The organism is Psychrobacillus sp., from assembly GCF_056205495.1.
The window spans coordinates 1-7,931 of sequence record NZ_JBAEAP010000454.1; the positions used below are offsets into that span (position 1 = coordinate 1).

General features: G+C 37.0%; 10 protein-coding genes and 1 pseudogene. 4 read left to right on the plus strand and 7 right to left on the minus strand.

The window, feature by feature from the left end:
• Positions 1–98: 98 nt before the first annotated feature.
• The 6 genes from AC06OU_RS13115 to AC06OU_RS13140 all read right to left on the minus strand — a co-directional run bounded on the left by AC06OU_RS13115 (position 99) and on the right by AC06OU_RS13140 (position 5,027).
• Positions 99–1,001 carry an SGNH/GDSL hydrolase family protein gene (locus AC06OU_RS13115; protein ID WP_475856322.1) on the minus strand — a complete coding sequence of 301 codons (903 nt, stop codon included), beginning with the start codon at positions 999–1,001 and terminating at the stop codon, positions 99–101.
• A gap of 14 nt (positions 1,002–1,015) precedes the next feature.
• Positions 1,016–2,245: an aminopeptidase gene (locus AC06OU_RS13120; RefSeq protein WP_475856323.1), complete on the minus strand. Its 1,230-nt coding sequence runs from the start codon at positions 2,243–2,245 to the stop codon at positions 1,016–1,018.
• Positions 2,246–2,248: 3 nt separating this feature from the next.
• Complete coding sequence (locus AC06OU_RS13125; protein ID WP_342559911.1) at positions 2,249–3,400, minus strand: DEAD/DEAH box helicase; 1,152 nt, start codon at positions 3,398–3,400, stop codon at positions 2,249–2,251.
• 110 nt (positions 3,401–3,510) lie between these two features.
• A complete protein-coding gene (locus AC06OU_RS13130) occupies positions 3,511–3,672 on the minus strand; it encodes a Fur-regulated basic protein FbpA (protein ID WP_169360728.1) in 162 nt (53 codons plus the stop codon).
• Between the two features lie 56 nt (positions 3,673–3,728).
• Positions 3,729–4,310, minus strand: a complete 582-nt coding sequence (locus AC06OU_RS13135) for a VanZ family protein (protein ID WP_475856324.1) — start codon at positions 4,308–4,310, stop codon at positions 3,729–3,731.
• Positions 4,311–5,027 (minus strand): AAA family ATPase, encoded by a 717-nt coding sequence (locus AC06OU_RS13140; protein WP_475856325.1) that lies wholly within the window; start codon positions 5,025–5,027, stop codon positions 4,311–4,313.
• 53 nt (positions 5,028–5,080) lie between these two features.
• Here AC06OU_RS13140 and AC06OU_RS13145 point away from each other — a divergent pair, with 53 nt between their 5' ends.
• From AC06OU_RS13145 to AC06OU_RS13160, 4 genes are all read left to right on the plus strand, one after another.
• Complete coding sequence (locus AC06OU_RS13145) at positions 5,081–5,689, plus strand: DUF3298 and DUF4163 domain-containing protein (protein ID WP_475856327.1); 609 nt, start codon at positions 5,081–5,083, stop codon at positions 5,687–5,689.
• 69 nt (positions 5,690–5,758) lie between these two features.
• A complete protein-coding gene (locus AC06OU_RS13150) occupies positions 5,759–6,550 on the plus strand; it encodes an HAD family hydrolase (protein ID WP_475856329.1) in 792 nt (263 codons plus the stop codon).
• Positions 6,551–6,781: 231 nt separating this feature from the next.
• A complete protein-coding gene (locus AC06OU_RS13155) occupies positions 6,782–7,285 on the plus strand; it encodes a hypothetical protein (RefSeq protein WP_475856331.1) in 504 nt (167 codons plus the stop codon).
• A 73-nt stretch (positions 7,286–7,358) separates the two neighbouring features.
• Positions 7,359–7,631 carry a YesK family protein gene (locus AC06OU_RS13160; RefSeq protein WP_475856332.1) on the plus strand — a complete coding sequence of 91 codons (273 nt, stop codon included), beginning with the start codon at positions 7,359–7,361 and terminating at the stop codon, positions 7,629–7,631.
• A gap of 131 nt (positions 7,632–7,762) precedes the next feature.
• Here the strand turns inward: AC06OU_RS13160 and AC06OU_RS13165 are convergent.
• Positions 7,763–7,931: pseudogene (locus AC06OU_RS13165) on the minus strand (metallophosphoesterase); the annotation flags it as partial.

Below are 7,931 nucleotides of genomic sequence, written 5' to 3' on the forward strand. Positions count from 1 at the left end.
CCCAAATAATGGTCCACTATTTTGATGAACCATAAATTTGGGGGCTCTTCAAGTTCTTAGCTAAGTTGATTGCTCATAACTCTTTTGAGCAATGTGTTTTATGATAAAATACGTTGCAAGACCAAAGCTATATAATTACCGTTTGTAAACGATAGATAGCGATTAATTGACAATGCATTTGCCTGCGTTTGCGTTGAACCATTATTACTTTGATTTCTATTTTCTATAAGCTCTTCAAAGGTTAACGGATTAGGCTTAGGCAATTCGTGCTCATACACAAGCATACGGGAATTGTACTTACTAAAGAATGAGTTAGCCATTTGACGGTAGCCTTCTAGCGTAGGATGAACATCACCAACACTTGGTACCAATTCTTTTTCTTTCCCATCGAAAGACTCTTCCACTGAGATATAAGTTGCTCCATTTTGCTCTGCTACAGATTGTAGAATCGTATGCAGCTTATCTAACTCTTTGCCGACACCTTCTTTTTGAGACTCATGTACATGAGGATATGCAAAATAGTATCCCATCACGTATATTTTAGCCTTAGGTGCTGTAGCTTGAACTTCTTTTATGATTTCTTGCATATTTTTTCTAACATTATTTAGTGCAAAATTAGCAGAAACTTGTGAGTAAGCGACCATTCCACTTGCAGGCTTAACCTGTACTAGCCTTAACAAATCATTAGCCCCTGCAGAGATGGTAACAAGTGTGGCATTTGCCAGAAGTTCCTTCGCCTCAGTTGACTGAACGGTTTTCAAGACATCACTAGTTGTATATCCTGGAAATGCTAGCCCTTTAGAGTAGAATCCAAGCAGATTGGCTCTCTTTAACTCTTGTGAAATTAAGTCCGTATATCCTGCATCAATTGCCATATTTGGTGTTTGACCTGCGGCAAGTGAATCACCTAAAGGAATATAAACCTCTGGCGACTTTGCCTCTACTGCATACACAGGAGATAAAACTAAAAGAATCATAAGTAAACTTATCCATCTTTTCACTGAAGATCAGCTCCTTAAAATGCCCATGCACCTTTAATAAAGATTGGTTCCTTCGTTCCATCTGCTAATTCGCCTGTTATATCCATACCTGCGCTTCCGATCATAAAGTCTTCATGGACGATAGAAGTGTTAATACCCATTATTTCTAATTCCTCTGCTGTTAAACCTCTAGCTCCCTCCACACATGTCGGGTATGCTTCTCCGATAGCAAAGTGATTAGAAGCATTTTCATCAAACAAAGTGTTGAAAAACAATACATTAGATGCTGAAATAGGCGATTCATGTGGTACCAATGCGATTTCACCTAAATATTTTGCGCCCTCATCCGTTTGAATCAGCTCTTGCAGAAGCTTCTCACCAGAAGATGCCTGAACCTTAACAATCTCCCCATCTTTAAACGTCAATTTGAAGCCATCAATCACATTCCCTTGGTAGACAAAAGGCTTAGTATTGCTTACAAAACCGTTCACACCAGTTTTGAGTGGCGCTGTGTAAACCTCCTCAGTAGGCATATTAGCGATAAATGGCACTGCCTGAGCGTTTTTACTAGCTCCAGATTGCCAGATGTGTTCTTTTGGCAATTCCACTTCAATATCTGTGCCTTCTGCCTTGTAATGCAGTTTTTTATATCTTTTTTCATTCAATAATGCTGCACGTGACTCTAAATTATTAATATGCTCCTGCCATTGCTGAACCGCAGTTCCTTTTCCAATGCGCACTACTTTGAAGATAAGCTCCCATAATGCATCCATTTGTTCTGTTTCGTTTAGGTTAGGAAATACCTTTGCTGCCCATTTTTGAGAAGGCATTGCTACAATCGACCAAGTAATTACGTCATTCATTACCGCCTTGCGGTAATTTTCTAATGCCTTACCTGAAGCCTTTTGATAGTTAGAAATACGATCTATCGCAACTCCCTCTAGCAAATCTGGATTATCTGCATCAATCCATAACAAGGCCCCTTTATTTTCAATTAATTCATCCCGCTGTGCAACCACCCATTTTGGGACTTCATGAAATGCTTCATCAGGTGCCATATCATAAAACAATCTTGCATTTACTTCATCTGTATAATTGACCTCAACTCTTTTTGCTCCTGCTTCATATGCCTTTTTAACAATAAGTCTTGTAAAATCAATCGTATCCGTAGTGGTATTAATTAAAAGCGGTTGTCCCTTTTGAATGTTCAAGCCAACCTTAACAACTAACTCAGCATATTCCTCAAGATTTTGTTGGAACCCCATTACTTACTTCCCCTTTTTATCGATCGTTTTGGATGAACCTTCTATTAATTCACCACGATACCATATTTTTTGAACGGCTTTACCCGGAATGTCTTTTGTCCATTTTTTATAGGTTTTTTCATCGTTATATGATAAAAGTGTTAAAACTTCTCCATTTTTGCCTGCTCGCCCCGTACGTCCTGAACGATGTAGGTACTGCTCAATAGAATGTGGAACATCTACATGAATGACGTGTGTAAGTCCTGAAATATCTAATCCTCTAGCTGCAACATCCGTCGCTATTAAGATACTCACTTTTCCGTTTTTAAAATCGTCTAGCGCTTTTTTTCGTTCCTCTTTTTTCATTTCCGAATGTAAGGAAACGATAGGTGCATCTCTATAGGATAGCTTATAATCCTTCATCAGCAACTGATCTAAGCTATTAACAAATGCTAGCCCTCTCATGCCTGGTAAGTGAGACAGCTTTCTTAAAAGCTCCGTTTTGTCTCTAGTTTCTGTTTTAACAAAGCTATGGATGACTTCGCCTTTAGCTGGTACTTCCTCAGCTGTCACATGGATTCGGACAGGCTCTTTCATCATACGCTCTGCAACTAGCTCTATTTCCTCAGTGATTGTAGCAGAGGTTACGACAAGTTGTCTTTCAACAGTTGCATCTATTAAACCCTTTACAGTTGTACGATGCTCTCTGCTTAGGAGCTGGTCTCCTTCGTCTAATACGATTGTATTAATTTCGTGCATTTTCAGCTTTTTCACTTTTACAAGCTCCTGCAGCCTACCTGGTGTTCCAACTACAATATTTGGTTTTTTCTTTAATCCTTCAATTTGACGATTAATATTCGCTCCACCGATTAATTGAGCTACTGAGACACCCGTTCCTGTAGCCCATTCTCTAAATACCTCTACAATTTGCATCCCTAATTCTTGTGAAGGGACTACGACTAGCGCTTGTATCTGTTTCTTAGAAGGATCAACCTTTTGTAGTAAAGGAAGAACGTAAGCCAATGTCTTACCTGTTCCTGTCGGGGACTCTGCTACTATATCTGAACCGTTAAGCATATGTGGGATTAGTTGGGTTTGGATAGGCATTTCAAATGCAAATTCAGCCTCTGCCCATTTTTTTTGTAATGTTTCATTTAAATTCTGTATAACTGTCAAGTTTTTCTCCACCTCATCTGTGTTTGAATCAAGTGTACCACATTTTTATTATCGACCATTAGCCATATAAGTAGATTAATGCAATTAAAAAAAGTGCCTTTTAATAGGCACTAATTTGTTTGTTTCTCATCATTTATATATTGCTTCATTAATTGATAAAAATTCAGTTCATATAATTGTTTTCCATCAATTTTAAAAACACCTTTGTTTACTAAATCCTCTATAATATTGTCTCTTCTTTTTTCTGTTTGTGTGTCCTTCTGTATCATCATTCTTGATGTCTCCTTGCTTTATACTGTCCGTTTCATATTTACCCAAACCGGTACCATTATAAACTCGTAGGTTGATTTTTTTTGAACACCCTACAAAAAGCAGGAAACTTCCTTTTAATAATTAGATAAAAAATATACCCTACTAGCGCTCCTAAGCTATTTAACCAAAGGTCATCTACGTCACTGCTTCTATTTTGTGGAATCTGTACGATTTCTATAAATAGCGATATAAAGAAGCCAATGAGTACAGGAAAGGGAAATATCTCCATACGTCTAAAAAGAAGTGGAAAAAGAAAACCTAGTGGTACAAACAAAGCAATATTGCCAAGGAAGTTAATATAAAAGGGTTCCCAATACCCTAAGTAAATAATAGCGTTCCAAGTTTCCTCTATTACTCGAAATAATTCTAAGTTTATGCTGTGCACATATGCTTGCTCCTCTTCAGGCTTTGGAACAATAGTCTGTGAAAATAATCCCACTAATACTGCAATCAGAAATAGCACGCCAAGCTCGTATAATCCTTCCCTTAAATGAAAACCACGCCTTTTCCATCTGATTAGCCGCCAAATAATCAGGACCGGTAAAAAAATCATAATTGCATAAAGCATCTCATCTAGATAATCTAAAATCACTGGCATCTAATCACCTTCCAATAACTCTTTTAAAAATTTCTCCCGGTGATCTAGAAAATATTTAGTTGTTTGATAATGTGCTGTTTGCTCATATTCTACTTCTTCTATTTCTCCGTCATCAAAGCTAAGAATTGTCGCTTCTGGAAAACCTAAAATTATCGGCGAATGTGTAGCAATAATAAATTGGCAATCCTCTTCCTGAACTAAATCATACATTATCTTTAAAAAGGCCAACTGTCTTTGCGGAGAAAGTGCTGCCTCTGGCTCGTCCAATAAATAAATAGCTCTCCCATTAAAACGATGCAAAAATAAGGATAGAAATGATTCACCATGTGATTGCTCATGAAGTGATTTCCCTCCATACGATCCCACACTTCCACTTTCCACCACATGGGAAGCAAACTGATAGAATGTCTCTGCACGTAAAAAGAAGCCGTTCGTCACCTTTGGCATCCAAGAGAGCTTCAAATGTTTTCCTAATGCACTCTCTGCAGCATCTACCTCATAGTAGTTGTTTCGGCCTCCACCTGCAGTATTAAACTCGCATTGATCTGCGATTGCTTCTAATAGAGTCGATTTCCCTGTGCCATTTTCACCTACAAAGAAGGTGACGCTATTTGTTATTTCAAGTTCCCTAAATTTTTGGATTGTAGGTATAGTAAAGGGATAATCATCCTTTGATATTTCTTGGTCTGTTTTAATCATTATTCTTTTTAAAAACATATGAAACTCCTTTCATTCATATAATTACTATTATGTTTGAAAGGTTGTGAACAGTGGATTTTCCAGTTTGCGTTACAAACAAAAACATTACCCATTCAAAACCTAACATTTCTGTTAATTATCCTCATATTACTAACTTACCTCATTCTTTAACAGAAAAAAAGATTAATGGAGATATTGTTTCTCTTTTAAATAATCTCCTTATTGAACAGGGCTTTTATAATGAGACATTAGTGGAGATGGTAGGAACTTATGAAATTAAGACAAACGAGCGAAATATTTTAAGCTTAAGCCTTACCGTTTATTCCTTTACAGGCGGTGCTCATGGTTTAACTATTACCAAGTCCTTAACCTTCGATGTTATGACTGGAAAACAATATTCATTAAAGGACTTGTTCAATCCAAATAGTAATTATGTAGAGAAGCTATCTCAAATTATTTCGAAGAAAATAGAAGCCTGGGATGTTCCTCTTTTAGAAGATTTCACTACCATCAGAACTGACCAGGATTACTACCTGGCCGATCATACTATCGTCATATACTTTCAGCTCTATGAAATTACCCCTTATGTATACGGTTTTCCATACTTCCCAATTCCGATAAAATCAATTGAAGATATTATTCGCACAGACGGTCCGCTCAATACGCTATTAACATTTTAACTAACGGTAGTGACATACATCCCTTTACTGAGGTAAAGTAATAAGTAAGTTAGTGGAGGGGGTACATAGATGAAGAAAAAAGCTGTATTTTTTGATTTGGACGACACCTTACTATGGGACAAGAAAAGCGTAGAAACGGCTTTTCAGAAAACCTGTGATTATGCTGCTTCAAAGGCTGGCGTAAATTCTGAAGAGCTCGAAAAATCCGTTCGTGACTCGGCAAGCCAGTTATATGATTCATATGAAACACGTCCATTCACTCAAATGATTGGTATTAATCCTTTTGAAGGACTATGGGGTACATTTGATGATCCAGGGGAAGATTTTCAAAAGATGAAGCTACTAATTGCAGACTATCAACAACATGCTTGGACACAAGGCTTACAAAAGCTTGGCGTCGAGGATGTGACTCTTGGAAAGGAACTAGCAAGTTATTTTCCACGTATGCGCAAGGAAAGCCCTTTTGTATATGAAGAAACATTTGAAGTATTAGACATATTAAAGAGTAACTATACGCTACTACTAATAACAAATGGCTCGCCAAGCCTGCAAAACACAAAGCTTGAAATTACTCCAGAAATTTCACCATACTTCGATCATATTATAATTTCTGGAGCATTCGGAAAGGGAAAACCAGATCCATCTATTTTTGAGCATGCCCTTGAGCTCGTTTCAGTTAGCAAGGAAGAAGTATTAATGGTTGGAGACAATTTAATGACCGATATCCTTGGAGCGTCTCGTGCGGGTATTCAATCCGTATGGATCAATCGAGAAGCAAAGCAGGTATCGGAGAAAGTTCAGCCTACATATACGATAAGTAACCTGCATGAATTGATTGGTATATTGGAAGAAGGTAAATAAAGTTCTTAATTCACATAGAGACAAAACTCTCTTTAAAAATGAAGACAAACGTAAAATCAAGCCTTTCGATTTTACGTTTTTTTAGTGGATGAATTTAGTTAGTCCTCAAATTCCGATGATCTTTCGTTCAACTCCTCTATTAATAATTTTTTAAGGCTTTTGCATCCGAAACAATGTGGATATTTATGTTAAAATAAACAAAGTATTCCTGTATTAAGGAAAGGTGATATTTTGAACAAAAAACGTATAGCATTAGCTTTAACTCTTACTTATATATTGCCAATAGCTGCATTTATCATATTTATTTATTCTGTCTTATATTTTTGGGAAACGGAAAGCCAAGGTGAGTTTAAAGATTATGATAGAGGAGTTACTATAGAAGTTAATAATTTGAGTAATCAAGATTTGTCTAATTTAATTTTTTCATATAGTGCCACTTATGGAGTCTCTGAAGAGGTCGGGACGATAAAAAGTCTTAAAGCTGGAGAGTCAGCCCAAATTACTGGAAGCAGCAAAGAGATTAAATCAAGTGATACAAGCTTGTATTTGCATTACTACATTGATAACGGTGGAAAAGCGGAAGAGAGTTTAGCTTATTATAAAACAAGGGAACCATCAAAAGCGGTAGTTGTTTTAACTATACATGAAGTAGAACCCATTGGATTTTTAAAGTTCGAATATAGTGGATACGATGGCTGGTCGCGATATGGTCCCATTAAAGTTAACTATGAATAAATCAAGTTAAGATGAAATTTTTCAAGTAAAAATCTTAGGTATTTTGCGGAAAAACTTCACAGGAGGTAATTAAATGGATGCTTTGATGTTAGAAGGATGGACTCCTATATTGCTTAGCGGAATTGTATTTGCCATTGGGATGTTTATAACATCTCGTAAAGTTTCAAGAAAATCTTTATTTTCCACTTCTACTGTACTAAGTATGATGTGCATTGGCGTAATTATTTTTAGCGTAATTGGAATTGGTGGTTGGGAAGGCATGGGAATCGGATTATTTACAATTAGTATATTAATAGGAATATGGGTAGGTACTGGTATAGGATTTATTTCAGGGAGTTCAAATTAATAAAGTAGAATTTATTCTCCTCCCTCTTTCGTGTGGTGGGCAATAAGCCTTCCCCATCGTTGACGTCGATGGCTCTCTACTTATTGCCCCTTCTATTTGGAATGTCACGTTGCAGCTTGGAACGGCTCCCTTTATTCAAACTCGATTTGTATCATCACAATCTCTGAGCGTGTACCAATCCGAATCGGCGGACCCCAAAAGCCAAAACCGGATGTCACAACAGAATGCATCGTCTTGTTTTGCAGATGACCCCAATCATTTTCATAAATGGCACCAGTACTTAAATTGCCTGGGAAGACT